Origin of the sequence: Mesorhizobium sp. KR2-14, assembly GCF_040049255.1 — a bacterium.
In the GTDB taxonomy this organism is placed as follows: Bacteria; Pseudomonadota; Alphaproteobacteria; order Rhizobiales; family Rhizobiaceae; genus Pseudaminobacter.
Map to the genome: position 1 here is coordinate 576,356 of NZ_JBDZDR010000003.1, position 23,136 is coordinate 599,491.

At 64.5% G+C, this 23,136-nt stretch carries 25 protein-coding genes; 12 read left to right on the forward strand and 13 right to left on the reverse strand.

Going from position 1 to position 23,136, the window contains the following annotated elements; genetic code table 11:
- Nucleotides 1–54: 54 nt before the first annotated feature.
- The 5 genes from mutM to ABLE86_RS11775 form a co-directional block, all read right to left on the reverse strand.
- A complete protein-coding gene (mutM, locus tag ABLE86_RS11755) occupies nt 55–945 on the reverse strand; it encodes a bifunctional DNA-formamidopyrimidine glycosylase/DNA-(apurinic or apyrimidinic site) lyase (protein ID WP_348779121.1) in 891 nt (296 codons plus the stop codon).
- Entirely contained in the window at nt 938–2,179 is a 1,242-nt protein-coding gene (locus tag ABLE86_RS11760; RefSeq protein ID WP_348779122.1) for a phosphopentomutase, read from the reverse strand. The genes mutM and ABLE86_RS11760 overlap by 8 nt, the downstream gene beginning before the upstream one ends.
- 109 nt (nt 2,180–2,288) lie before the next feature.
- Nucleotides 2,289–2,885, reverse strand: coding sequence for a TadE/TadG family type IV pilus assembly protein (locus ABLE86_RS11765; protein ID WP_348779123.1), 597 nt, complete (start codon nt 2,883–2,885; stop codon nt 2,289–2,291).
- 63 nt (nt 2,886–2,948) lie between these two features.
- Nucleotides 2,949–3,533, reverse strand: a complete 585-nt coding sequence (locus tag ABLE86_RS11770; protein ID WP_348779124.1) for a TadE/TadG family type IV pilus assembly protein — start codon at nt 3,531–3,533, stop codon at nt 2,949–2,951.
- 120 nt (nt 3,534–3,653) lie between these two features.
- A complete protein-coding gene (locus ABLE86_RS11775) occupies nt 3,654–4,079 on the reverse strand; it encodes a pilus assembly protein N-terminal domain-containing protein (protein ID WP_348779125.1) in 426 nt (141 codons plus the stop codon).
- A 311-nt stretch (nt 4,080–4,390) separates the two neighbouring features.
- Here ABLE86_RS11775 and ABLE86_RS11780 point away from each other — a divergent pair, with 311 nt between their 5' ends.
- The 9 genes from ABLE86_RS11780 (at nt 4,391) to ABLE86_RS11820 (ending at nt 13,373) form a co-directional block, all read left to right on the forward strand.
- A complete protein-coding gene (locus ABLE86_RS11780) occupies nt 4,391–4,561 on the forward strand; it encodes a Flp family type IVb pilin (protein WP_348779126.1) in 171 nt (56 codons plus the stop codon).
- A 181-nt stretch (nt 4,562–4,742) separates the two neighbouring features.
- Nucleotides 4,743–5,264, forward strand: coding sequence for a prepilin peptidase (locus ABLE86_RS11785; protein ID WP_348779127.1), 522 nt, complete (start codon nt 4,743–4,745; stop codon nt 5,262–5,264).
- A 186-nt stretch (nt 5,265–5,450) separates the two neighbouring features.
- On the forward strand, nt 5,451–6,263 hold the full coding sequence (cpaB, locus tag ABLE86_RS11790; RefSeq protein WP_348779128.1) for a Flp pilus assembly protein CpaB: 813 nt from the start codon (nt 5,451–5,453) through the stop codon (nt 6,261–6,263).
- Nucleotides 6,260–7,852, forward strand: a complete 1,593-nt coding sequence (locus tag ABLE86_RS11795) for a type II and III secretion system protein family protein (RefSeq protein ID WP_348779129.1) — start codon at nt 6,260–6,262, stop codon at nt 7,850–7,852. Before cpaB ends, ABLE86_RS11795 begins: the two co-directional genes overlap by 4 nt.
- Nucleotides 7,853–7,866: 14 nt before the next feature.
- On the forward strand, nt 7,867–8,556 hold the full coding sequence (locus tag ABLE86_RS11800) for a CpaD family pilus assembly protein (protein ID WP_348779130.1): 690 nt from the start codon (nt 7,867–7,869) through the stop codon (nt 8,554–8,556).
- A 26-nt stretch (nt 8,557–8,582) separates the two neighbouring features.
- A complete protein-coding gene (locus ABLE86_RS11805) occupies nt 8,583–9,863 on the forward strand; it encodes an AAA family ATPase (protein WP_348779131.1) in 1,281 nt (426 codons plus the stop codon).
- 29 nt (nt 9,864–9,892) lie between these two features.
- A complete protein-coding gene (locus ABLE86_RS11810; protein ID WP_348779132.1) occupies nt 9,893–11,356 on the forward strand; it encodes a CpaF family protein in 1,464 nt (487 codons plus the stop codon).
- A 13-nt stretch (nt 11,357–11,369) separates the two neighbouring features.
- A complete protein-coding gene (locus ABLE86_RS11815; RefSeq protein WP_348779133.1) occupies nt 11,370–12,383 on the forward strand; it encodes a type II secretion system F family protein in 1,014 nt (337 codons plus the stop codon).
- Between the two features lie 3 nt (nt 12,384–12,386).
- Nucleotides 12,387–13,373, forward strand: a complete 987-nt coding sequence (locus ABLE86_RS11820; protein ID WP_348779134.1) for a type II secretion system F family protein — start codon at nt 12,387–12,389, stop codon at nt 13,371–13,373.
- Nucleotides 13,374–13,452: 79 nt separating this feature from the next.
- Here ABLE86_RS11820 and ABLE86_RS11825 read toward each other — a convergent pair whose 3' ends face one another.
- Nucleotides 13,453–14,280 carry a tetratricopeptide repeat protein gene (locus tag ABLE86_RS11825; RefSeq protein WP_348779135.1) on the reverse strand — a complete coding sequence of 276 codons (828 nt, stop codon included), beginning with the start codon at nt 14,278–14,280 and terminating at the stop codon, nt 13,453–13,455.
- A 131-nt stretch (nt 14,281–14,411) separates the two neighbouring features.
- On the opposite strand from ABLE86_RS11825, the gene ABLE86_RS11830 reads away from it, so the two are divergent.
- Genes ABLE86_RS11830 through ABLE86_RS11840 form a run of 3 tightly spaced genes read left to right on the forward strand, consistent with a single transcriptional unit; the run spans nt 14,412 to nt 17,051 of the window.
- Entirely contained in the window at nt 14,412–15,785 is a 1,374-nt protein-coding gene (locus ABLE86_RS11830) for a leucyl aminopeptidase family protein (RefSeq protein ID WP_348779136.1), read from the forward strand.
- 58 nt (nt 15,786–15,843) lie between these two features.
- Nucleotides 15,844–16,194, forward strand: coding sequence for a MarR family winged helix-turn-helix transcriptional regulator (locus ABLE86_RS11835; RefSeq protein WP_348779137.1), 351 nt, complete (start codon nt 15,844–15,846; stop codon nt 16,192–16,194).
- Entirely contained in the window at nt 16,191–17,051 is an 861-nt protein-coding gene (locus ABLE86_RS11840) for an NlpC/P60 family protein (protein WP_348779138.1), read from the forward strand. Before ABLE86_RS11835 ends, ABLE86_RS11840 begins: the two co-directional genes overlap by 4 nt.
- A gap of 73 nt (nt 17,052–17,124) precedes the next feature.
- Here ABLE86_RS11840 and ABLE86_RS11845 read toward each other — a convergent pair whose 3' ends face one another.
- The 7 genes from ABLE86_RS11845 to ABLE86_RS11875 form a co-directional block, all read right to left on the reverse strand.
- Nucleotides 17,125–17,517: a GFA family protein gene (locus ABLE86_RS11845; RefSeq protein WP_348779139.1), complete on the reverse strand. Its 393-nt coding sequence runs from the start codon at nt 17,515–17,517 to the stop codon at nt 17,125–17,127.
- Nucleotides 17,518–17,599: 82 nt separating this feature from the next.
- On the reverse strand, nt 17,600–18,541 hold the full coding sequence (locus ABLE86_RS11850) for a glyoxylate/hydroxypyruvate reductase A (RefSeq protein ID WP_348779140.1): 942 nt from the start codon (nt 18,539–18,541) through the stop codon (nt 17,600–17,602).
- Between the two features lie 25 nt (nt 18,542–18,566).
- Nucleotides 18,567–20,192 carry an ABC transporter ATP-binding protein gene (locus tag ABLE86_RS11855; protein ID WP_348779141.1) on the reverse strand — a complete coding sequence of 542 codons (1,626 nt, stop codon included), beginning with the start codon at nt 20,190–20,192 and terminating at the stop codon, nt 18,567–18,569.
- Nucleotides 20,189–20,581 carry a type II toxin-antitoxin system VapC family toxin gene (locus tag ABLE86_RS11860; RefSeq protein ID WP_348779142.1) on the reverse strand — a complete coding sequence of 131 codons (393 nt, stop codon included), beginning with the start codon at nt 20,579–20,581 and terminating at the stop codon, nt 20,189–20,191. The genes ABLE86_RS11855 and ABLE86_RS11860 overlap by 4 nt, the downstream gene beginning before the upstream one ends.
- The gene (locus ABLE86_RS11865) at nt 20,578–20,826 is read right to left on the reverse strand and encodes a type II toxin-antitoxin system VapB family antitoxin (RefSeq protein WP_348779143.1); all 249 of its coding nucleotides are present in this window, start codon (nt 20,824–20,826) and stop codon (nt 20,578–20,580) included. Before ABLE86_RS11865 ends, ABLE86_RS11860 begins: the two co-directional genes overlap by 4 nt.
- A gap of 49 nt (nt 20,827–20,875) precedes the next feature.
- Nucleotides 20,876–22,012 carry an ABC transporter permease gene (locus ABLE86_RS11870; RefSeq protein WP_348779144.1) on the reverse strand — a complete coding sequence of 379 codons (1,137 nt, stop codon included), beginning with the start codon at nt 22,010–22,012 and terminating at the stop codon, nt 20,876–20,878.
- Complete coding sequence (locus ABLE86_RS11875; protein ID WP_348779145.1) at nt 22,012–23,115, reverse strand: microcin C ABC transporter permease YejB; 1,104 nt, start codon at nt 23,113–23,115, stop codon at nt 22,012–22,014. Before ABLE86_RS11875 ends, ABLE86_RS11870 begins: the two co-directional genes overlap by 1 nt.
- Nucleotides 23,116–23,136: the final 21 nt, after the last annotated feature.

Below are 23,136 nucleotides of genomic sequence, written 5' to 3' on the forward strand. Positions count from 1 at the left end.
CGGCAACCCTCCTGTTTCCGGCGGCCCGTGCCGCCTTGTCCGACCGTAGCTATGCTAGCGCTGGCAGGCCGCGCAATGAAAGGTCGACCTTCCGCTCTGCACGATGCGCTCGACATGCCCCTTGCAGCCCGGCTTGCGGCAGGCCTCGCCTTCGCGGTCGTAGACCGAGAAAGCATGCTGGAAATAGCCCAGCGAGCCGTCGGCGTGCACGTAGTCTCGCAGCGAGGAGCCGCCGGCCTCGATCGCATCGGCGATGACCGACCGGATGGCAGTCGCCAGCCGCTCGCAGGCCTCAATTCCCTTCTTGCCGCCTTCGGCTATGGTTCCGGCCGCGCGCGTCGGCGACAGGCCGGCCCGCCATAGCGCTTCCGACACGTAGATGTTGCCCAGCCCCGCGATCAGCCGCTGGTCCAGCAGCGCGGCCTTCAGGGGCGTCCTGCGGCCGCGGAAAAGCTCCGCAAGCAGTTTCCCATCGAGCTCGTTGCCGGTCGGCTCCACGCCCAGGCCGGCCAGCATCGGGTGTTCGCTGGCGTGCCCTTCCGCAAACAGCATGAAGCCGAAGCGCCGCGGATCGTTGAAGACGATGCGGGCAGCGTCGCCCGTCGCCGCCGCGAGATGAAAGACCACATGGTCATGCGTGGCGGATTTCGAACGGGCGTGGTGGAAGTCGCCCGGCGCATCGGCGGTATCGTCGGTCTCCACGCGGAAGGAGCCGGACATGCCGAGGTGGCAGATCAGCACCGGACCGTCCTCGACATGCGTCGTCAGATATTTCGCGCGTCGTCCCAGCGAAACGATCCTGCGTCCCTCCAGCCGCTCTGCAAAGCGCTCGGGGAAGGGAAACCGCAGGTCCGGCCGGCGCGTCTCGACACGCATGATGCGCGCACCTTCCATGACGGGCTGCAGCCCGCGCCGGACGGTTTCGACCTCGGGCAACTCAGGCATGGTTCGCGATCTCGGGAAGGAAGGATTTGCCATGGCGCCCCGGTGCCAGGCCAAGATGCTGGGCCACCGTTTCGCCGATGTCGGCGAAGGTCTTGCGCAGGCCGACGTCGCCTCCGGGCAGGCCTGTGGCGATGCCCATGATGGGCACGCGCTCGCGCGTGTGGTCGCTGCCCCTCCAGGATGGGTCGCAGCCGTGGTCGGCGGTCAGTAGCAGGAGGTCGCCGGGCTTCAGCCGGGCAAGCGCCTCGGGCAGCCGCGTGTCGAAAGCTTCGAGAGCGGCCGCATAGCCGGCAATGTCGCGGCGGTGGCCGTAGAGAGTGTCGAAATCGACGAAATTGGCGAATACCAGGTCGCCGTCACGGGCATCGTCCATCGCCTGCAGCGTCTCGTCGAACAGCGGCATGTTGCCCGCCGCCTTGCGCACTTCCGACACGCCGTGATGGGCGAAGATGTCGCCGATCTTGCCCATGCCGATGACCCGGCTTCCACGCGCTGTCAGCCGGTCGAGCAAGGTCGGCTCCGGCGGCGGCACGGCAAAGTCGCGGCGGTTGGCGGTGCGCTGGAAGTCGGCCGGAACTTCGCCCACGAAAGGCCGCGCGATGACACGGCCGATGTTGAGCGGATCGAGCAATTCACGCGCGATCAGGCACAGTTCGTAGAGCCGTTCGAGCCCGAAATGGGTTTCGTGGGCGGCGATCTGGAACACCGAATCCGCCGAGGTGTAGCAGATCGGCTTGCCGGTCCGGATGTGTTCCTCGCCAAGCCTCTCGATGATCTCGGTGCCGGAGGCGTGGCAGTCGCCGAGAATGCCGGGAAGCGCCGCCCGCTCGACCAGCGCGGCGATCAGGTCCGGCGGGAATGTCGGTAGGGTCTGCGGAAAATAGCCCCAGTCGAAGGGCACGGGCACCGCGGCGATCTCCCAATGGCCGGAAGGAGTGTCCTTGCCGCTGGAAATCTCCTCTGCCGCGCCGTGGAAGGCGGAAGGCAGCAGAACGGCTGCGCCATGATCCGCCAGGAAGCCGCTCGCCGTTTCGGCCGCGCGGCCGAGCCCCAGCGACAGCATGTTGGGCACGCGCAGCCGGCCGGCGCGCAAGCCCTCGCGGTCCGCACGGCCGAGCGCGCAGGCCTGCGCGATGTGGCCGAAGGTGTTGGAGCCTTCATCTCCGAAGCGCGCCGCGTCGCCGGCGCCGCCTATGCCGAAGGAGTCGAGAACAAACAGGAATGCGCGGGCCATCAGGGTTCCGGCTCTTCGTTGCGGGAGTGCCCAACAGATATGCGGCGCGGCGCGGGATGGCAATTCGCAAAACAGCCCGCCTTAGCGGGCAGGCTGTTGAGCTGCTCGCTCAGCAGTCGCCGCAGGTGATGTTGGGGCTCATGCGCGGCCGCAGATAGTAGGTGTCCTTCATGGCAATGCGGTCGAAGGCGGCCGTCAAGCCCAGTGGGGATTTTTGCGCGGCCGACCAAGTGATGAGCGGCCGGTAGTCGAGCCCGCTCTCCACGCGGATCACAAATGTGTTCCTAATCTTCAATTGCTCGGGCACCGCGGTCGTCGAATTTTTCGCGTATGGCTCGCTGAACAGCCCGTTGGCGACCTGCCTCGACCAGTCGACCAGGACCCTTGGGGTCGCCTCATCGGTGATCTTGATTGCGGTGACGACGATCTTCGGCTTGGAACGGCTGTAGGGCTGGATGAGCGCCTGGTCGAGTTGCATGATCGATTCGAGATCGGCCTTTTTGATGCTTCCCGGCTGCTGCGTGATGAGGTCGGCGACCATGCTGCCGATGCGGCCGACCTTCCGGTTGGTTTCGATGCCCAGCGACAATTCCATTGTGACGAAATACAGCGCCAGCAACAGCGGCGCGATGAGCGCGAACTCGACCGCCGCGATGCCCTTCCTGTCGCCCCAGAGGCGCCTGACGTCTCGAAAAAAAACCGACATCCGTCCCATCCGTGCACCCGCGCTCACAGACATGTTCGCTCGCTTCCGATCCCGCCGCGCCGCTCAATCCGGGAATGGTTCATTTTGCCAGATCGCAGTTGCCGACTGCAGCGTCTTGCCGCCGGGGAGATTGGACATGGAGGCGCGCATGAAGTCGGTTACCACCGGCCATTTGTAGTACACCCGCAGCATGTTCTTGGTGGTCGACTTGCCGGGATTGACGCCAAATCCGGTCGTGTCGAGATCGCCGGAGGGAGTGAACTTGGTCTTTATGTTGGCCGCATCTGTGAAAGTGGAGAATTGGCGAAGGTCTATTGCGAGACCGGGACACCCCTTGGAGACGATTATCTCGAGCCGTTCGCAAACAAGACCTCTTACCTTTGAGGCAAGCAGCGCCGGGTTGCTCGGGTCCGGCCTCAGCTGGCCGGTTCGAAACTGGCGGGCCACTTCATCGGCCGCATTGGACACGATCTGCTGCGCAGTGAAGGAAATGCAGCTTTCCAGGATCGCGAAGATGAGCAGCGAAAAAGGAATGGCAAGCATCGTGAATTCGATCGCGGTCGCACCGCTGCGATCGCGCGCGAACCGACCGAACAGGCCGCGGCGGCTCGGTTGGGCGGTTCCAGTCGCATTCCGATCCTCGTTCATGGACGCTTCCTGCCGACCCCAGTCCTTGTTCCGGATCGTACTTACCGCAAATCCATTTAGGTCCGGTGTGGATGACCGTTAGAATTTTCCCGAATTTGTTTCCGGATACGCAACAATCGCCTAGCGCGCCGCATTCATCTCGGCTTCCGAGGACCTCTCGGCGTCGCTCTTGTACGAGCTCTCGCAGTATGGCGTGCACGACAGGGTCTGGACATCCCCGCGCCGGTATATGCGGACCGACGCGGCCACATCGCGCGCCACGACGACCTGCTCGTCGACGATCGGCGCGCCCTCCTTGTCGAGCACGACGAGATTGGTTACTCCAAAACCCTTGCCCGTGAGAACAATGGTCGTCGCGTCCTGCACGGCGGCGTCGGCGATTGCCGGGTTTCCGACGACGATGGTGTCGGCCGGCCGCGCCAGGCGCACGATCTTGGCCTGGTTCATGACCACCTCGATGCCTGCACCCGCCATGGCCTGTGCGCTCGCAGCCATGAGCCCGACGGCTGCCGCAAAGACACGGATGGATGACTGCACCTTGACCATACGACGCCCCGCCCGAAGAAAGTCTTCAACGGAATATGAACGGCATTGGTGAACCAAGGGTTAAGTGAGGTTGTATCCGTTTCCCGCCGCGCCTCAGCCGCGGGGAGGGGCAAGGCCTGATGCTGGGATCCGGGTGTTTGCGCCTGCTTTGCTTGCGGTTAACTACAATGTACGCCAGTGCGCGGAAATACTTCGGTAAGGCTATTTGTTAAGCGGATCGAAACAGCTCCCACGTAGGGTGTGGTCCATCCGATCAATCCACCAGAAAAATTGACGGAAGTGCTGTAACCACGTGGAGTAGGAGCTCTCGAATGGCCAACATCTTCGCACGTTTCGTAAAGGACGAATCCGGCGCGACCGCTATTGAATACGGTCTGATCGCCGCCCTCATCGCACTCGCCATCATGGCCGGCGCCGGTGCCCTCGGAAATAGCCTGAACCAAAAGTTCCAGAACATTTCCGAGACGTTGAACAAGGCCTGAAGCTAATGACGGCGGGATTGAGTGCTTTCTGCATTCAATCGTGTCCTGGATTTGCAAAATGGGTCGCCATCTGGCGGCCCATTTTGTTTCGTGACGCGGCCAAGACATTCTTCGAACTCATCAATCCTTAATGCACGGCGTGCATGCTCTCGGCGTGCCAACTTTTCTCCGCGTGATGCTCATGCTTGTAGCGCTGATCTTCGTCGTGTTTCCCTTCTGCATGCTGTTTGCGGCCATTTCCGACATGCTGTCGATGACGATCGCCAACCGCGTGCCGCTCATCCTGCTGGCGACTTTCGCGCTCGCGGCGCCGATGACGGGCATGGATCTCGCCACCTATGGCCTGCATTTCGCCGCCGGCGGACTGGTGCTGGCCGTCACCTTCGTGCTGTTTGCCATGGGCGGAATGGGCGGCGGCGACGCAAAGTTGCTTGCTGCGACGGCGCTGTGGATGGGCTTCAACTTCCATCTGCTGGAATATCTGATGACTTCGGCCGTTCTTGGCGGCCTTCTCACCCTGGCCATCCTCAGCTACCGCGGCTCCGTCATTGCGGTCTACACGGGCCGAAACATCTTTCTGCGCAATCTCGCGGACAAGTCGGCAGGGGTGCCCTATGGCATCGCACTGGGGCTTGGCGGACTGCTGGCCTATCCCGACTCGCCCTTGATGGCCTGGGCACTCGGCCAGCTCGCTGCCCGGTAGCAACGAAACAGACCCCAAGTCACGATCGCCGCTCAAGGCACATCATCTGCTGTCGCGCCCCCCCCAAGTCCTTCCTTAACCTTAAATTAATCACGCCTGTAAGGGATGCGTTAACCCTAATTTGACGATTGGTTCAGCATTGTCCGCCTTGGCTCACTGGGTTGCAAGAGGCGAGGGTCGGACAACATGGCGGCATCCCGACTGATTATTCTGGGCGTGGCGGTGGCGGCGGCCGGCGGCGCCGGCTACGTCGCGAAGAACATGGCCGCTGTTCCGCCGCCGGTGGCGGTCAATGCCGGTCCGCAGGAGCCTGCCGTTCGGCTCTCGGACGTTCTTGTCCTGTCGGGCGATGTTCCTATGGGGGCGCCGGTCGACGGCCATCTGTCGTGGCAGGCCTGGCCTGCCGACGGGGTGCACGCCACCTTCATCACCCGCAGCGCGGAACCCGATGCGCTCGAGAAGCTGCAGGGTTCCATCGCTCGCGTGGCAATGTATGGCGGCGAACCGCTGCGCCGCTCCAAGCTGGTCGGCGACGGGCAAAGCTTCATGTCCTCGATCCTGCCCGGGGGCAAGCGCGCCGTGGCCACGCGCATCGCTGCAGATACCTCGGCGGGCGGCTTCATCCTGCCCAACGATTTCGTCGACGTGATCATGACGCGCCGCAATGACGCGGAAAACAGCAACAGCAGCTACATCACCGAAACCGTCCTCAAGAACATCAAGGTTTTGGCCATCGACCAGGCGATCCAGGAGGACGAGGAGGGGCGCCGCGTGAAGGTCGGCGAGACTGCCACGCTGGAGCTTACGCCGCAGCAGGCCGAGATCATCACCGTTGCGCAGCAGATGGCCGAACGGCTGACCCTTTCGCTGCGGTCCGTAGCCGATGCGCAGGAATTGGCGGATGGCGAAGCCGATTATCTGGTCGCGGGCAGCGGCCGGCGCGGCACCGTGCGCCTGATCAAGGCGGGCGAAGTGTCGGAAGTGGGAGCACGTAGATGAATTTGATCCGGAAAGTCCCGCTTCTCGGAAAGGCACGCTCCATTGGCGCCGCAAGAGCAGCCGTCACCCTGGCCGCCAGCGTTTCGCTGCTGCTTGGCGATATGGGCGCAGGCCATCTGGGCCTGGGCGAAGCCTTCGCGGCAAGGGCGCAGATCGGCAGCCAATCTGGCGGCGAGAGCCAGCGGGTCAAGCTCGGTCTCAACAAGTCGATCGTGGTCGATCTGCCCGCCGACGCCTATGACATTCTGGTCGCCAACCCGGCTGTCGCCGACGCGGTTACCCGCACTGCCCGCCGGATCTATCTTTTCGGCAAGTCGGTGGGCCAGACCAATATCTTCGTCTTCGGCCCCAATGGCGAGCAGATCGCCAGCCTTGACCTGGCCGTGGAGCGCGATGTCGCCGGGCTGGAGGAGTACATCAAGCGCTTCATCCCGACCTCCAGCGTCAGGGTGGAGCTCATCAATGACAACGTCGTCCTGACGGGCACGGTTGAGACCCCGCTCGACGCCAAGCGCGCGGTCGATCTCGCCACGGTCTTCGTCAGCGGCGGTGAGGCGACCACGGGCCAGTATTCGCAGACGGCCATCGCCGGCTCGGCCAATGGTGGCGTGGACATCGACAATCCCGACAGCCAGCGCCGCACCAGCAGGATCGTCAACATGCTGCAGATCGTCGGCGAGGACCAGGTGACGCTGAAAGTCACGGTCGCGGAAGTCAGCCGCAACGTGATGAAGCAGCTCGGCGTCAATATCATCGCCGGAGGCCACAGCGACGGTATTTCCTGGGGCGCCATCAGCGACAGCGTCATGGGCCTCGGCAAGCCACTTTCCGGCTCGCAGCTGGCGCTCGGAACCTCGATGCTCGACGCCTACATCAACGCCATGGAGCAGTCCGGTGTCATGAAGACGCTGGCCGAACCGACGCTGACGGCGGTGTCCGGCGAAAAGGCGACCTTCAAGGTTGGCGGCGAGTTCAACCTGGTGACCGGGCGGACGAACGCGATTTCGGACGACAACAAGACCGGCGAGACGACGTACAGCATCGAAAGGCTCGAATACGGCATCGGGCTCGAGTTTCAGCCTGTCGTGCTCTCGCCGGGCCGCATTAGCCTGAAGGTGCGAACCTCGGTTTCCGAACCGACGACGGAGGGGTCTGCCACGCTTGGGGGGCTGATTCCCCGGAGAGGCTTCAACACCCCAGGCATGACCGCTCTTTCCATTCGCAAGCGCCTGGCCGACACCACGGTCGAGCTGCCGTCCGGCGGGTCGATGATGATCGCCGGCCTCGTGCGCGACGATGTCAGGCAGGCGCTGAACGGCGTGCCTGGCCTGTCAAAGGTTCCGGTGTTTGGCACGCTTTTCCGCAGCCGCGATTTCGTTCGCAACGAAACCGAGCTGGTCATCATCGTCACGCCCTACCTGGCCAAGCCGGTGGCACGCAATGCGCTGGCCCGGCCGGACGACAATTTCAATCCCGCCAGCGACGGCGCGGGCATGTTCCTGGGCAAGGTCAATCGCGTCTACGGAACCATGCAGACGAGCAGACCGAACGGCCGCTATCACGGCGTCGTCGGCTACATCTACAAATGATCGGGGGACCTGAAATGTTTCAGGCAATGTTTGGCAATAGGGGTGCGCCGGTGCTGGCGGTCCTGGCGGCTGCACTGCTCGCCGGCTGCGCTGCGCCGCGTGACAGCATCACGGTCGGCGCCATCCCCGACGACTACCGCACCAATCATCCCATCGTGATCGCCGAGCAGCCGCAGGTTCTCGACCTTCCGGTTGCGGCGAGCGAACGCGGCATGACCGAATTGCAGCGCGTGGCGCTGCAGGGCTTCTTCGCCGACTATGACCGCAGCGCGGCGCCTGTGGTGACCATACTGGTGCCCCGCGGCGCATCCAACTCGCTCGCCGCCGGCGAGGCGGGCCGCGAGTTCGCGCGCTTCGCCCAGGCGAATGGCGTTCCCCCCGGGCGTATCCTCGTCTCGTCCTACCAGTCGACGGTGGCCGGTGCGGCTGCGCCCATTCGCGTCTCCTATCTGGCGATGAAGGCACAGACGAACAGATGCGGCCGCTGGCCGGAGGACCTGGCCGACACGACCGACAACCGGCACTACGCCAATTTCGGCTGCGCCTACCAGAACAACCTCGCCGCCCAGATCGCCAATCCGGCCGATCTGCTCGGTCCGCGCCAGCAGACCGAAATCGACGCCGAACGGCGCGGGGTGGTGCTCGAAGGCTATCGCAGGGCGCCTTTCTACAATCCGGTTCCGCGCCGAGAAGTCGAATATTGATCAATCTCCGTATGGAGCATGCGAGTATGGACAACCTGGCTTACGACAGCGAGCCTGAAGGCGGCGAAACCGCACAGCCGGACCCGGCGGCCATGAGCGCATTGCGGCCGGTGCCGCGGATTTCGATCCAGGCATTCTGCGAGACCGAAGGCGTTGCCGGCCCCATCCAGCGGGCCGGCGAGGACCGCCGGATGACGAGGGCGCATCTGAAGGTGCACATGGGCGGCATCGCGACCGCAGTCGAATTCTACCAGACGGCGCCGACCCCCAACCTGATCATCCTGGAATCGCGCAACGAGCCCAAGGCGCTCCTGGAAGCGCTGCGTGAACTTTCCGAAGTGTGCGATCCAAGCACGAAGGTGGTCATCATCGGCCACTACAACGATGTCGGGCTCTACCGCGAGCTGATCCGCTCCGGCATCTCCGAATATGTCGTGGCGCCGATCTCCATGGTCGACGTCATCAGCGTGATCTCGTCCATCTTCGTCGACCCGGAGGGCGACCCGATCGGCCGGTCCATCGCCTTTGTCGGGGCGAAGGGCGGCGTGGGGTCTTCCACCATCGCCCACAACGTGGCCTGGAGCATGTCCGCGCTGTTCAGTTCGGAGGTGATGGTCGCGGATCTCGACCTCGCCTTCGGAACTGCGAATATCAATTTCGACCAGGATCCGGCGCAGGGCATCGCCGAGGCCGTCTTCTCGCCCGAGCGAATCGACGACGTCTATCTCGACCGCCTGCTGGCGCAGTGCGCTGAGCGCCTGTCGCTGCTGGCAGCGCCGTCGACGCTGGACCGCGTCTACGACTTCGACGCCGAAGCCTTCACCCAGATCATCGATACGGCGCAGCGCAACGCTCCGCTGGTCGTGCTCGACGTGCCTCACATCTGGAGCGGATGGTCGAGGAACACGCTGATGATGGCGGACGAAGTCGTCATCACCGCCACGCCGGAACTGGCCAATCTGCGCAACACCAAAAACCTGATCGACATGCTGGCGAAGCTGCGCCCCAACGATGCTGCGCCCAAGCTGGTGCTCAACCAGGTCGGGGTGCCGAAGCGGCCCGAAATCTCGGTTGCGGACTTTGCCGAACCGCTCGGGATCACGCCTATGGCCGTCATTCCCTTCGAGCCGCAGCTCTTCGGCAATGCATCCAACAATGGCCGCATGCTGGGCGAGATGGACGCCAAGAACGCCATCGTGCAGACCATCAACGAAATTTCCCATGTGCTCACCGGCCGCAGCGAGGTCAAGGCCAGGAAGAAGGCGGCCTTCGGCGACCTTCTCGGCAGGCTGAAGCTGAAGAAATGAGCACCGGGGCGAAGCGCGGGTAGACGAGAATGTTTGGCAAAAGAGGCAGCGACCAGGGCAGTCGACCCCGACCGGAGTTCCGTGCGCCGGCTGCTGCTGCGCCGTCGCCGCAGCCTGTCGTGGAAGCCCGGATCGCTGCGCCGGCGCCGCGCCGACCCGTCGACGCGCCGGCACTGGCGCCGGAGCCGCCACGCGCGCCGCGCGAGCGCAGCGAAACCTATTACGATACCAAGTCGCAGGTCTTTTCGGCGCTGATCGACACCATCGATCTGTCGCAGCTCGCCAAGCTCGATCCCGAGAGCGCGCGCGAGGAAATCCGCGACATCGTCAACGACATCATCGCGATCAAGAACTTCGTGATGTCCATCTCCGAGCAGGAGGAACTGCTCGAGGACATCTGCAACGACGTTCTGGGCTACGGCCCGCTGGAGCCGCTGCTGGCGCGCGACGACATCGCCGACATCATGGTCAACGGCGCCAAGCAGGTCTTCATCGAGGTGAACGGCAAGGTCGAGCAGACCGGCATCCGCTTCCGCGACAACCAGCAGCTTCTCAACATCTGCCAGCGCATCGTCAGCCAGGTCGGCCGCCGCGTCGACGAATCGAGCCCGATCTGCGACGCGCGCTTGCCGGACGGCAGCCGCGTCAACGTCATCGCTCCGCCTCTGGCCATCGACGGCACCGCGCTTACCATCCGCAAGTTCAAGAAGGACAAGCTCACCCTCGACCAGCTGGTGCGTTTCGGCGCGATTTCGCCGGAGGGCGCGGAGGTGCTCAAGATCATCGGGCGCGTGCGCTGCAACGTCATCATCTCGGGCGGCACCGGCTCGGGCAAGACGACACTGCTCAACTGCCTGACCAACTATGTCGACCGCGACGAGCGCGTCATCACCTGCGAGGACTCGGCCGAACTGCAATTGCAGCAGCCGCATGTGGTGCGCCTGGAAACGCGGCCGCCCAACCTGGAAGGCGAGGGCGAGGTGACCATGCGCGACCTGGTCAAGAACTGCCTGCGCATGCGCCCGGAGCGCATCATCGTGGGCGAGGTGCGCGGACCGGAAGTGTTCGATCTCTTGCAGGCCATGAACACCGGCCATGACGGCTCGATGGGCACGATCCACTCCAACAGCCCGCGCGAATGTCTGAACCGAATGGAATCGATGATTGCCATGGGCGGCTATTCGCTGCCCCAGCGCACCGTGCGCGAGATCATCGTCGGCTCTGTCGACGTCATCATCCAGGCGGCGCGCCTGCGCGACGGCTCGCGCCGCATCACCCACGTCACGGAAGTGATCGGCATGGAAGGCGACGTCATCATCACGCAGGACCTCATCCTCTACAACATCAAGGGCGAAGACGCTTCCGGCCGGCTGATCGGCGAGCACGTTTCAACCGGAATAGGGCGGCCGCATTTCTGGGACCGTGCGCGCTACTACGGCGAAGAACAGCGCCTCGCCAATGCGCTTGAAGCAATGGAAAAGCGGGCGGACTGAGAGACTGGGTGAAATGTTCGGTTTGGACCTGACGGTATTGGTGTTTATCCTGCTGGCCGGCTGCAGCGCCGGCGCGGTGGCCTACGCCTTCCTGTTCAAGTCCCTGGAGAACGAAAAGAAGGCCGACCGGCGGCTGCAGACGGTCAAATATGCCGAGACCGACCGCTCCGTGGTCAAGGCGGCGCGCGACAAGGCGAACGAGGCCAGCAGGCGCCGCAAGTCCATCCAGGATTCCCTGAAGGAGCTGGACGAGAAACAGAAGGCGAGCGACCGTAACACCAGGAAGCCGCCGCTGCGCGCGCAGCTTCGGCAGGCCGGCCTGCAAGTGACGGTCGAACGGTTCTATGCCTACTCGGCAATCTGCGGCGTGGCGCTGTCCGTTTTCGCCTTTATACTGGGCGCGCCGTTGTTGCTGCTTCCGGGCGTGCTCATAGCAGGCATCTTCGGCGTCCCGCGCTGGTTCGTGGCCTTCAAGCGCGCGCGGCGGGTCAAGGCTTTCCTCAACGAGTTTCCCAACGCGCTCGATGTCATCGTTCGCGCCGTGAAGTCGGGCCTGCCGCTCAACGACGCCGTCCGCCTCATCGCGGTCGAGGCCCCCGAGCCGGTCAAGACCGAGTTCCGCCGCATCGTTGAGGCCCAGCAGGTCGGCCTCTCCATTCCGGACGCTGCCATGCGCATGACGGAGACGATGCCGTGCTCGGAGGCCGGCTTCTTCGGCATCGTCATCCAGATTCAGAGCCAGGCCGGCGGCAACCTTTCCGAGGCGCTGGGCAACCTGTCGCGCGTGCTACGCGACCGCAAGAAAATGAAGGCCAAGGTGCAGGCCCTTTCCATGGAAGCCAAGGCATCGGCCATGATCATCGGCGCATTGCCGTTCATCGTCGCCTTCCTCGTCTATCTTTCCAGCCCGGCCTACATCATGCCGCTGTTTACCACCAGCACCGGGCACCTCATTCTGGGAATTTCCGGCGTGTGGATGTCGATCGGCATTTTCGTGATGCGCAAGATGATGAATTTCGAGGTCTAGGCCATGACCGATCATGTAGCCAAAGCCGTCACCGACCCGTCCTTCCTGATTGCGCTGCTGGTCGGCATCGCCGTCTTCGCCACCGTTTTCACGGTGTTGCCGGCGCTGGGGGGCAATTCGCTGAAGTCGCGCATGAAGGCGGTGGCGCTGGAGCGCGACGAACTGCGCGCCAGGCAGCGCGCTCGCCTTGCCGCGGAGGCCGACCGCCGCCGCGGCCTGCGCGAGGAACATTCCGTGGGCATGCGCAAGATCGTCGAGCGCCTCGACCTGAAACGCGCCCTGGTGGACGAAGGGACGCTGAACCAACTGAAGATCGCCGGCTTTCGCGGCCAGAACCCGCTGACGAGGTTCCTGTTCTTCCGCCTCGTGCTGCCGTTCGTGGGCTTTGCGGTGGCGGGGTTCTATGTTCTCTTTCTCGGCGGGCTGGCCGAGCAGCCGGGCTTCGTGAAGCTGTTCGTCTGCATCCTTGCGGGCTATGCCGGTTTCTACGCGCCGGTGCTCTATGTCAGCAACCGCGCAACCAAGCGCAAGCAGTCAATACAATTGGCCTGGCCCGATGCGCTCGACCTGATGCTGATCTGCGTCGAGTCGGGCATGTCGATCGAGGCGGCGGTGCGCAGGGTGGCCGACGAGATCGGCTCGCAATCGGTCGAGCTTGCCGAGGAACTCATCCTGACCAATGCCGAGCTGTCATACCTGCAGGAGCGCCGGCAGGCCTATGAGAACCTGTCGAACCGCACCGGCCTGGAAGCGGTCAAGTCCGTGGCGCAGGCGCTGATCCAGGCCGAACGCTACGGCACGCCGGTGGCCAGCGCGCTGCGGGTGCTGGCCAATGAAAGCCGCGAGATGCGCATGAACGCTGCCGAGAAAAAGGCGGCGGCGCTGCCGCCCAAGCTCACCGTGCCGATGATCCTGTTCTTCTTGCCCGTCCTGTTCGCGGTGATCCTCGGGCCGGCCGGCATCCAGGTCAGCGAGCGCGGGATTTTCTGAGAACGGCGCTTAAGAAAAGACCGCACGGATGGCTCCGCGCGGCTTGCATCGTCGAAATGCGGTGTGGGCGCGTCCGGCGTCAGTTCACGCTGGTGGCGGGCGCCTTCTTGTCCTGGCCCTTGAGCTGGCTCCAGGCGTTCTGCTGGGCAAGCATGCCGCGCAGATAGGCGACATTGGCCTGCGCCTGTTCGGGCGAAAGCTCGCGAGTGGCGATCTGCTCGGCCTCGTCGAACCGGCCTTGCAGGCCCACCACCAACGCCAGGTTTTGCCGCACGCGGCTGTCGGCACCCGGTGCACCTGCCGCCGAGCGCATATAGGTCTCGGCGCTCCTCAGGTCGCCTTCCAGCAGGTAGGACATGCCCAGATTGGACAGGACCGAGGGCTCGTTCGGCTTTATGTCCAGCGCCTTGCGATAGAGCTGCCGCGCCTCCTGCGTCTGGCCGAGCTGGTCGAGGATCGCGCCTTCGGCGGAAGCGAGCTTCCAGTCGGGATACTCCGGGGTCTGCGCGCGCCGCACGGCGTCCAGCGCCGGCTCGAACTGGCCCGCGGCCGCAAGCGATTTGCCATAGGCGGCCAACACCTCGCGGTCCTTTGGCAGGGCAATGGCCAGCTTGCGCATGACCGCCAGCGCCTGGTCGGTCTGGCCGTTCATCTGCAGCACGCTGGCGTAGCGCAGCGCCGTCGGCTTGTCGTTGGGGTTTCGCGCATAGACCTTGCCGAGTGAAGCCGCCGCGCTGTTGAGCTCGCCGGCCGACATGGCATCCACCGGCTTGCTGGACGCGGCCGAGATCGAGCCGGTCGTGGTCTTGTCGGTAGCGCAGCCAGAGACGCCCGCCGCGAGCGCCAGCATCAAGGCTGCCATCACAGTTCGTTTCCCGGTTGCGTTCCCCATGCGTTTGGTCAACATCGACGCCAGCTCTCCAGATGCCACAGCCCTTGCCGGCTGCTTTTGTCTTGGAGAAATATTCTGTTAACCCTAACGGAAGGTTAAGGCGCCCGCTGGCGCCGCAGCATTCCAAACCACCCGAGGAAACCAGCATGCCGCTCGTCGTCACCGATCAGAAGCCGAAACAGTCCCGACCGGTTCATCTCATCGCCAAGGACGGTCTCGACGGCGCCGGGCTCGATGCCGCGGCGGTTGCCTGGGCAAAGCAGAACGGCTTTTCGGGCGAGGCCGGGCGCACGCTGGTGCTGCCGGGCGCCGACGGCTCGGTTGCCGGCGCGCTGTTCGGCCTCGGCAATGGCGGGGAGGGGAACGGTGCGCTGGTCCTCGGCGCCCTGGCCCGCAGCCTTCCCGAAGGCGACTGGCATTTCGCCGAGACGCCGGCCAGGCCGGCACTCGCCGCGCTCGGCCTGATGCTGGGCGGCTACGTCTTCACCCGCTACGGCAAGAAGCCCGGCAAGGACCTGCGCTTCTCGCTGCCCGAGGGCGCAGACCGTGCCGAGGTGGAGCGCGTCGCCGACGCAGTCTTCATGGTCCGCGATCTCGTCAACACGCCCACCAGCGACATGGGCCCCGATGCGCTCGAGGCGGCGGTGCGCAAGCTCGCCGAGCAGCACAAGGCCGAGGTCGAGGTGACGGAGGGCGACGACCTGCTCAAGCGGAACTTCCCGATGATCCATGCCGTGGGCCGCGCCTCGGCGACTGCGCCGCGCCTGATCGACATGGTCTGGGGCAGGAAGGACGCGCCCAAGGTGACGCTGGTGGGCAAGGGCGTGTGCTTCGACACTGGCGGGCTCGACATCAAGCCGGCCAGCGGCATGCTGCTCATGAAGAAGGACATGGGCGGCGCGGCCAACGTGTTGGGCCTGGCCTCCATGATCATGGCCGCCGACCTGCCGGTGCGGCTGCGCGTGCTGATCCCGGCGGTGGAAAATTCCATCTCCGCCAACGCCTTCCGCCCCGGCGACGTGCTGCAGAGCCGCAAGGGCCTGACCGTCGAGATCGGCAACACCGATGCCGAAGGCCGGCTGATCCTCGCCGATGCGCTGGCGCTGGCCGACGAGGAGGCGCCGGAAATGCTCATCGACATGGCGACGCTGACGGGTGCCGCCCGCGTGGCTCTCGGCCCCGACCTGCCGCCCTTCTACACCGGCGACGACGCGCTGGCTTCCGATCTCGCGACGGCGGCGGTCGAGGTCGAGGACCCGGTCTGGCGCATGCCGCTGTGGAAGCCCTACGACGCCAAGCTTTCCTCCAAGGTGGCCGACGTCAACAACGTCACCACCGACGGTTTTGCGGGCTCCATCACCGCGGCACTTTTCCTGCAGCGCTTCGTCGAAAAGGCCAGGAGTTGGGCGCATTTCGACATCTTTGCCTGGAACCCCAACGAGCGTCCGCATGGGCCCGTGGGCGGCGAGGCGCAGGCGATCCGCGCGCTGGCACAGGTGATTGCGGCCCGCTTCGGATGACGTCGCGTCTGCAGGGACTGAAACGGAACCGAAACGTTTTCGGGGTATTGTCGGGCGCATGGCAGTCCATTTGCGTCCCAGTCAGGCCCTGCGACTTTGGCAACAGGTTTCCCTTGCCGAAGTTCGCGACGACGCGCCCGACCTGAGCACGCGGCAGATGGCGATCCTCCTCACCATCTATCTCGACCCGCCTCCGCACACGGTGCGGGGGCTGGCGGCCAAGCTCAAGGTCACAAAGCCGGTGATCACCCGCGCGCTCGACACGATGGGCGCGCTGAAGCTGGTGTCGCGCCACCGCGACGAGCTCGACAAGCGCAACGTGCTCATCAAGCGCACCGTGGAAGGGGCGCTCTATGTCGAGCGCTTCGGCGATGCTATCATCGCCAAAGCCACGGAGTTGCCGATTTGACCGCCCACGACGCCCGCCTGCATGCCTTCCGTCCCGATCTTGCCGACGCCCGGCTGAAGGGCGAGGTTTCCGCCGACCGTTTCGTCACCGGCCGCCCTGCGCGCATCACCGCCCCGGTGGCCGACGTGAAGAAGGCGCCGCGGGCCGATTCCGGCATCGACACTCAGCTTATCCACGGCGACGACGTGCTGGTGTTCGATGAGACGCCGGGCTGGGCCTGGGTGCAATGCGAGCGCGACGGCTATGTCGGCTATGTCGCGCAAGCGCATATCGGCCCGCGCGAGCATGCGCCGACCCACCGGGTGGTGGCGCCGCGCAGCTTCGTCTATCCCGGGGCCGACCTGCGCTTTGCCCGCGCCGGCGAGCTTTCCATGGGCTCGCTGGTGACTGTGGTCGGCCAAGCCGAGACGCGCGGCACGGCCTACGCGCTGCTGCCTTCGGGCCAAGCCGTCATCGCCGGGCATCTGGCGCCATTGGAGACGGCGGCCGACGATTTCGTCACGGTGGCCGAGACGCTCATCAACACGCCTTACCTGTGGGGCGGGGTGTCGGGCTTCGGCATCGACTGCTCTGGCCTGGTGCAGCTTGCCATGCTGATGGCGGGCCGGAACGTGCTGCGCGATTCCGACATGCAGGAGGCGGGGCTCGGCGAAAGGATCGTTCCGGGCCCGGAGTTTTCCGGCCTCAGGCGCGGCGACCTGGTGTTCTGGAAAGGCCACGTCGCCATCATGACCGACGCCGACAACATGATCCACGCCAACGGGCACACCATGATGGTTTCGCGCGAGGGCCTTCGCGGCGCGATCGACCGCATCGGCTATCTTTATGGGGGGCCGACGACGTTCCGGCGGCCGTGAGGCGCGGGCGCGCTTCATCCCTCGCTTCTTGTCCATGGGCTTGGTAACGGCGCCTTCGCACCGTTCGTGTTATCTACTCCTCAAAGCGGCTCGTGGAGTCACGATCGCGCTCGTATCGTCTGGTGAGCGGGAACGGCGGCAACCAGGACTCGCGACGGACGGTCCAGAGTTCGTAGGTCGGCGTCAGTTGGTCCGGGGCATCCAGCGATCCCAGGTTCACCTCGATTTCGTCTGCCGTGCGCGCGAAAACGGACGAGCCGCAGCGGGGACAGAAATGCCGGCCAGCGTAGTCGCTTGTTTCGCCTTCAGTCGTCACCGCATCCTGCGGGAATATCGCGGAAGCGTGAAACAGGGCCCCATGATGCTTGCGGCAGTCCAGGCAGTGACAAAGGCCGACCCGGTATGGGAGACCCGTCGCCACGATTCGGACATTGCCGCAAAGGCAACCGCCGGTGAAACGGTCCATGCTGCGTATCCTCCGTAATCAGGCGGTCGGCCTCGCCACCTGCAATGCGGCAGCGAGGAACCTCACTCCTGCGATGCAGCCGTCAATACCCTGCCGCGCGGTCCACCACATATTGCAGCTTCTCGCCGCGCTCGAAGGCGTCCATCTGCTGGAGCATCGGCGGCACGAGGTGCTCGGGATCGGATGTGGCGGCCGCATGCGGTGTGACGAACACCTTCGGGTGCGACCACATCGGGCTGGTGCGCGGCAGCGGCTCGATCTCGAACACGTCGAGGCTGGCTTCCGTCAGCGTGCCGTCGTCCAGCGCGCGCAGGATGTCGGCGTCCTTCTGCAGCTTGCCGCGACCGGCATTGATCAGCACCGCCCCGCCAAGGGCGTTGCGCCGGCGCAGGTGGCGCAGCAGGTCATAGTTGACGATGCCTTCCGTGGCCGCCGTGTGCGGCAACAGCACCACCAGAATGTCGGTGGCGTTGAGGAAGGGCAGCAGGCCCTGGTCGCCATGGAAGGTGGCCACGCCTTCCATGGGCCGGTCGGTGCGGCCCCAGCCATTGACCCGAAAGCCGAGCCCCAGCAGCGCCTTGGCCGCGGCCCGGCCGAGCTGGCCGAGCCCCATGATGCCGACGGAAACGTCCTCGGCCGGCCGCTGAGGCGGCTCGTGCCAGAGCCTGTTCTGCTGCTGGGCGCGGTAGAGCGCGCCCTGGCGGTGATGGTCGAGCACGCGCCAGACGACATATTCGGTCATGTGGCGGGTGAGGTTTTCCGCTACCACGCGCACGATCGGCACATCGGGCAGGCCGGGATCGTTGAAGAGGTGGTCGACGCCGGCGCCTATGGAGAAGATGGCGCGCAGGTTGGGCAGTTTTGCGAGGATGTTGGGCGGCTGCTTCCACACCACCGCATAGGTGATGCTCGGGTCCTCCGCGCTGTCGGGCCTCAGCACCACCTCGCGGTTTGCCGACAGAAGCTCCTGCCAGCGTTGCGGGTTGAACCCGGTGACAGATAGCAAGATACGGCCCTTCTCCATGCCGCGCCTCCCCTTTTTGCTTGCTCTATTCGCTGACGACGCCCGCCGGCGCCGTTTCGATGCGGAACGCGGCCGATATCAGCGCGCGCGTGTAATCCGTCTGCGGATTTTCAAAAATCTGCCGCGACGGGCCCGCCTCCACCACCTTGCCGTTGCGCATGACGATGACGTCGTTTGCGAGCGCGCGGACTACCTTGAGGTCGTGGCTGATGAACAGATAGGCGAGCTCGTGCCGGGCCTGCAGGTTGCGCAGCAGGTCGACCACCTGCGCCTGCACACTCATGTCGAGCGCCGAGGTGGGCTCGTCGAGCATGACGAAGCGGGGTTTCAGCACCATGGCGCGGGCAATCGCGATGCGCTGGCGCTGGCCGCCGGAGAATTCGTGCGGGTAGCGGAAGCGCGTCGACGGATCGAGCCCGACCTCGTTGAGCACTGCCACGACTTCGGCGTCGCGCTCGGCTTCCGAGAGTTTTGGCGCGTGGATCTTCAGCCCTTCCTCGATGATCTCGGCCACCGACATGCGCGGGCTGAGCGAGCCGAACGGGTCCTGGAACACGATCTGCAAATGGCTGCGCAGCGGCCGCATCTCGTTGAAGGACAGGGTGTTGATGTCGCGCCCCTCGAACTGGATCTGCCCGGTGGAAGAGATCATGCGCGAAAGCGCCAGCCCCAGCGTGGTCTTGCCCGAACCCGATTCGCCCACCACGCCCACGGTCTGGCCGGCGCGCACGGTGAGGTCGATGCCGTCCACGGCCTTCACATGGTCGACGGTCTTGCGGAAGAAGCCCTGCTTGATCGGGAACCAGACCTTGACGTCCTTGCCGGAGATGACGGTGCGGGCCGCGGCATCGGCTGCCGGCGGCTTGCCCTTGGGCTCGGCCGCGAGCAGGTGGCGCGTGTATTCGTGCTGCGGGTTGGTGAATATCTCCTCGGTCGGGCCGGCCTCGACGATCTTGCCCTTGGTCATTACGCAGACGCGATCGGCGATGCGCCGCACGATGCCGAGGTCGTGGGTGATGAACAGCATCGACATGCCGGTGCGCTGCTTGAGCTTGTCGAGCAGTTCCAGGATCTGCGCCTGGACGGTGACGTCGAGCGCCGTGGTGGGCTCGTCGGCGATCAGGAGTTCGGGCTGGTTGGCGAGCGCCATGGCAATCATGACGCGCTGGCGCTGGCCGCCGGAAAGCTGGTGCGGATAAGCGTCGAGCCGCTTTTGCGGGTCGCGGATGCCGACCTCAGTGAGAAGCTCAAGCGTGCGCTCCTGCGCCTGTTTCAGGCTTACCAGCTGGTGCAGCCGCAGCACCTCGATGATCTGCTGCGAGATTGTGTGGAGCGGGTTGAGCGAGGTCATCGGCTCCTGGAAGATCATGGTGATCTTGCCGCCGCGCACCTGGCGCAGTTCCTTTTCGCTGAGTGCGAGCAGGTTCTGGCCATGGAACTGGATCTCGCCGGACGGATGGCTGGCGGCGGGGTAGGGCAGGAGCTTCAGCACCGACAGCGCCGACACTGACTTGCCCGAGCCCGATTCGCCGACGAGCGCCACGGTCTCGCCCTTGCCGATGTCGAAGGAGATGCGGTCGACGGAGGACTGCACCTTGCCGCCGTTGGAAAAGGCGACCGAGAGATCGCGGACGGAAAGCAGCGTGCTCAAAGGGCGGCCTCAATGTCGGTCAGGCGGAAGTCGTCGCCCTTGAAGAGAAGCGGCTCCCCCTTTGCTTTCGCGAGGGCGTAAGCGAAACAATCTCCGAGGTTCAGCCTTGCCGGATGGTTGCCCTTGCCAAATTTCTTGTATGCTTCGCGAGCCATCTGAGCCTGCTCGGCTGAAACCGGCGCGATCTGGATTGCGGCGACCTCGAACAACTCGTCGAACTTGCGCGACTTGGATTCGGATTTCAGTTGATCGACGCGGACCGCCGCTTCGACAAAATTCATTGGCGACATCAGGGGAGGTTTAGGTGCTGTCGCCAGCGCGTCTTGCATCTCGGGCCCTTCCGGTTCGTCAAACAGGATGGCCAACACTGCCGAGGCATCGATGATCACTTCGGCAGCCCCCATTCATCGTAAAGGTCGGAATGATCGCTGGTGACGCCTTCCGGCACCGGACCAAAGCTGTCGACGATCTGTCGGATCCGCCGCTTGCGCTCGGCCACGTCGCGTTCCCAGTGCAGACGGGCGAGTTCGGCTTCCAGCGCCTGCTCCACGACCGCCGTCATGCTTTGCCCGGTCTCGTCGGCAAGCTGTCGGGCGAGCCGTTGTGCCTTCTCGCTCTTGATGTTCATGCCCATGCCGGCCTCCATGGTAGAAATCCGGCGAGATTATACCATTTCCGGCCGCTCATCGGAACGTCTTCCGCGGGTCGAAGGCGTCGCGAGTGGCCTCGCCGATGAAGATCAGCAGCGACAGCATGATCGAGATGACCAGGAAGCCGGAGAAGCCGAGCCAGGGGGCGTTGAGGTTGCGCTGGCCCTGCTTGAGCAACTCGCCCAGGGAGGCCGAGCCGGGCGGCAGGCCGAAGCCGAGGAAGTCGAGCGATGTCAGCGTGCCGATCGAGCCGTTGAGGATGAAGGGCAGGAAGGTCAGCGTCGCCACCATTGCGTTGGGCAAAAGGTGGCGGATCATGATGGTGCGGTTGGGCACGCCGAGCGCGCGCGCGGCATTCACGTATTCGAAATTGCGCGCGCGCAAGAACTCGGCGCGCACCACGCCGACGAAGGCCACCCAGGAGAACAAAAGCATGATGCCGAGCAGGATGAAGAAGCCCGGTGGCAGGATGGCCGAGATGATGAGCAGCAGGTAGAGGACAGGGATGGCCGACCAGATCTCGATGAAGCGCTGGAACAGAAGGTCGGTCCAGCCGCCGAAATAGCCCTGGATGGCGCCGGCGCTGACGCCGATGAGAGCCGAGCCCGCGGTGAGGATCAGGCCGAACAGCACCGAGACGCGGAAGCCGTAGATGACGCGCGCCAGCACATCGCGGGCCTGGTCGTCGGTGCCGAGCCAGTTCCAGTTGCCGATGGTGCAGTTCTCGTCATTGACGCCCTGCGGATAGCGCTGGCAGCGCACCTCCTTGGAATACATCCAGGAGGGCTTTGCGGGGGCTGCTTCCGGGATCTCGTTGTTGACGGTGCGGTAGCTGTAGCGGATCGGCGGCCAGATCAGCCAGCCATGGGCCTTGATCTCGTCGCTGATGACCGGGTCGCGATAGTCGGTGACTGCGTAGAAGCCGCCGAATTTCTCTTCCGGATAATCTACCAGAACCGGAAACAGGATCTCGCCCTTGTAGGAGGCGATGAGCGGCCGGTCGTTGGCGATGAACTCGGAAAACAGCGACAGCACGAACAGGACTAGGAAGATCCAGAGCGACCAGTAGCCGCGCCGGTTGGCCTTGAAGCTGGCCCAGCGGCGCTGGTTGAGCGGCGACAGCCAGGGCCGCGGCGCCTGGCGGGGCGGGGCTTCGGCGACGGTTGCCATCACACGTCCCTCCGCTCGAAGTCGATGCGCGGATCGATCCAGGTGTACATGAGGTCGGAGATCAGGCTGACGAACAGACCGATCAGCGAGAAGATATAGAGGTTGGCGAACACGACCGGATAGTCGCGGTCGAGGATCGACTTGTAGCCGAGCAGGCCCAGCCCATCGAGCGAGAAGATGTTCTCGATCAGCAGCGAGCCGGTGAAGAAGGCCGAGATGAAGGCGCCCGGGAAGCCGGCGATGACGATGAGCATGGCGTTGCGGAAGACGTGGCCATAGAGCACCTGCCGCTCCGTCAGGCCCTTGGCGCGCGCGGTGACGACATATTGCTTGCGGATCTCGTCTAGGAAGGAATTCTTCGTCAAGAGCGTGGTGGTGGCGAAGGCCGAGAGAACCAGTGCGGTCAACGGCAGGGTGATGTGCCAGAAATAGTCGAGGATGCGCGCCGGCCACGACAATTGCTCCCAATTTTCGGAGGTGAGCCCCCGCAGCGGGAACCAGTCGAAGAAAGAGCCGCCGGCAAACAGCACCATCAGCAGGATGGCGAACAGGAAGCCGGGAATCGCGTAGCCGATGATGACGATGGCGCTGGTCCAGGTGTCGAAGGGCGAGCCGTCCTTCACCGCCTTGCGAATGCCAAGCGGTATCGAGATCAGGTAGGACAGCAGCGTCACCCACAGCCCGATCGAGATCGAAACCGGCATCTTCTCGATGATGAGGTCGAGCACGCTGATGTCGCGGAAATAGCTCTGCCCGAAGTCGAAGCGGGCATAGTTCCACAGCATCATGAAGAAGCGCTCGAGCGGCGGCTTGTCGAAGCCGAACTGCTTTTCCAGCTTGGCGATGAATTCCGGGTCCAGGCCCTGGGCGCCGCGATATTTCGACGAGGCCACGCCGCCGGCGTCGAAGTTGGTCACGCCCGCCTCGCCACCGCCGCCGCCGGAAATGCGCTCCGTCGAATCGCCGCCTTGTCCGGTCAGCCTGGCGACGACCTGCTCCACCGGGCCGCCCGGCGCAAACTGGACGACGGCGAAGGAGATCGCCATGACACCGAAAAGGGTCGGGATCATCAGGAGAATGCGGCGCAGGATATAGGCGCCCATCAGGCAGTTACCTCGATTGCA

Coding starts and splice junctions, on each gene's coding strand:
- mutM (WP_348779121.1), bottom strand. CDS start 945: ATGCCTGAGTTGCCCGAGGTCGAAACCGTCCGGCGCGGGCTGCAGCCC.
- ABLE86_RS11760 (WP_348779122.1), bottom strand. CDS start 2,179: ATGGCCCGCGCATTCCTGTTTGTTCTCGACTCCTTCGGCATAGGCGGC.
- ABLE86_RS11765 (WP_348779123.1), bottom strand. CDS start 2,885: ATGTCGGTTTTTTTTCGAGACGTCAGGCGCCTCTGGGGCGACAGGAAG.
- ABLE86_RS11770 (WP_348779124.1), bottom strand. CDS start 3,533: ATGAACGAGGATCGGAATGCGACTGGAACCGCCCAACCGAGCCGCCGC.
- ABLE86_RS11775 (WP_348779125.1), bottom strand. CDS start 4,079: ATGGTCAAGGTGCAGTCATCCATCCGTGTCTTTGCGGCAGCCGTCGGG.
- ABLE86_RS11780 (WP_348779126.1), top strand. CDS start 4,391: ATGGCCAACATCTTCGCACGTTTCGTAAAGGACGAATCCGGCGCGACC.
- ABLE86_RS11785 (WP_348779127.1), top strand. CDS start 4,743: ATGCTTGTAGCGCTGATCTTCGTCGTGTTTCCCTTCTGCATGCTGTTT.
- cpaB (WP_348779128.1), top strand. CDS start 5,451: ATGGCGGCATCCCGACTGATTATTCTGGGCGTGGCGGTGGCGGCGGCC.
- ABLE86_RS11795 (WP_348779129.1), top strand. CDS start 6,260: ATGAATTTGATCCGGAAAGTCCCGCTTCTCGGAAAGGCACGCTCCATT.
- ABLE86_RS11800 (WP_348779130.1), top strand. CDS start 7,867: ATGTTTCAGGCAATGTTTGGCAATAGGGGTGCGCCGGTGCTGGCGGTC.
- ABLE86_RS11805 (WP_348779131.1), top strand. CDS start 8,583: ATGGACAACCTGGCTTACGACAGCGAGCCTGAAGGCGGCGAAACCGCA.
- ABLE86_RS11810 (WP_348779132.1), top strand. CDS start 9,893: ATGTTTGGCAAAAGAGGCAGCGACCAGGGCAGTCGACCCCGACCGGAG.
- ABLE86_RS11815 (WP_348779133.1), top strand. CDS start 11,370: ATGTTCGGTTTGGACCTGACGGTATTGGTGTTTATCCTGCTGGCCGGC.
- ABLE86_RS11820 (WP_348779134.1), top strand. CDS start 12,387: ATGACCGATCATGTAGCCAAAGCCGTCACCGACCCGTCCTTCCTGATT.
- ABLE86_RS11825 (WP_348779135.1), bottom strand. CDS start 14,280: ATGTTGACCAAACGCATGGGGAACGCAACCGGGAAACGAACTGTGATG.
- ABLE86_RS11830 (WP_348779136.1), top strand. CDS start 14,412: ATGCCGCTCGTCGTCACCGATCAGAAGCCGAAACAGTCCCGACCGGTT.
- ABLE86_RS11835 (WP_348779137.1), top strand. CDS start 15,844: ATGGCAGTCCATTTGCGTCCCAGTCAGGCCCTGCGACTTTGGCAACAG.
- ABLE86_RS11845 (WP_348779139.1), bottom strand. CDS start 17,517: ATGGACCGTTTCACCGGCGGTTGCCTTTGCGGCAATGTCCGAATCGTG.
- ABLE86_RS11850 (WP_348779140.1), bottom strand. CDS start 18,541: ATGGAGAAGGGCCGTATCTTGCTATCTGTCACCGGGTTCAACCCGCAA.
- ABLE86_RS11865 (WP_348779143.1), bottom strand. CDS start 20,826: ATGGGCATGAACATCAAGAGCGAGAAGGCACAACGGCTCGCCCGACAG.
- ABLE86_RS11870 (WP_348779144.1), bottom strand. CDS start 22,012: ATGGCAACCGTCGCCGAAGCCCCGCCCCGCCAGGCGCCGCGGCCCTGG.
- ABLE86_RS11875 (WP_348779145.1), bottom strand. CDS start 23,115: ATGGGCGCCTATATCCTGCGCCGCATTCTCCTGATGATCCCGACCCTT.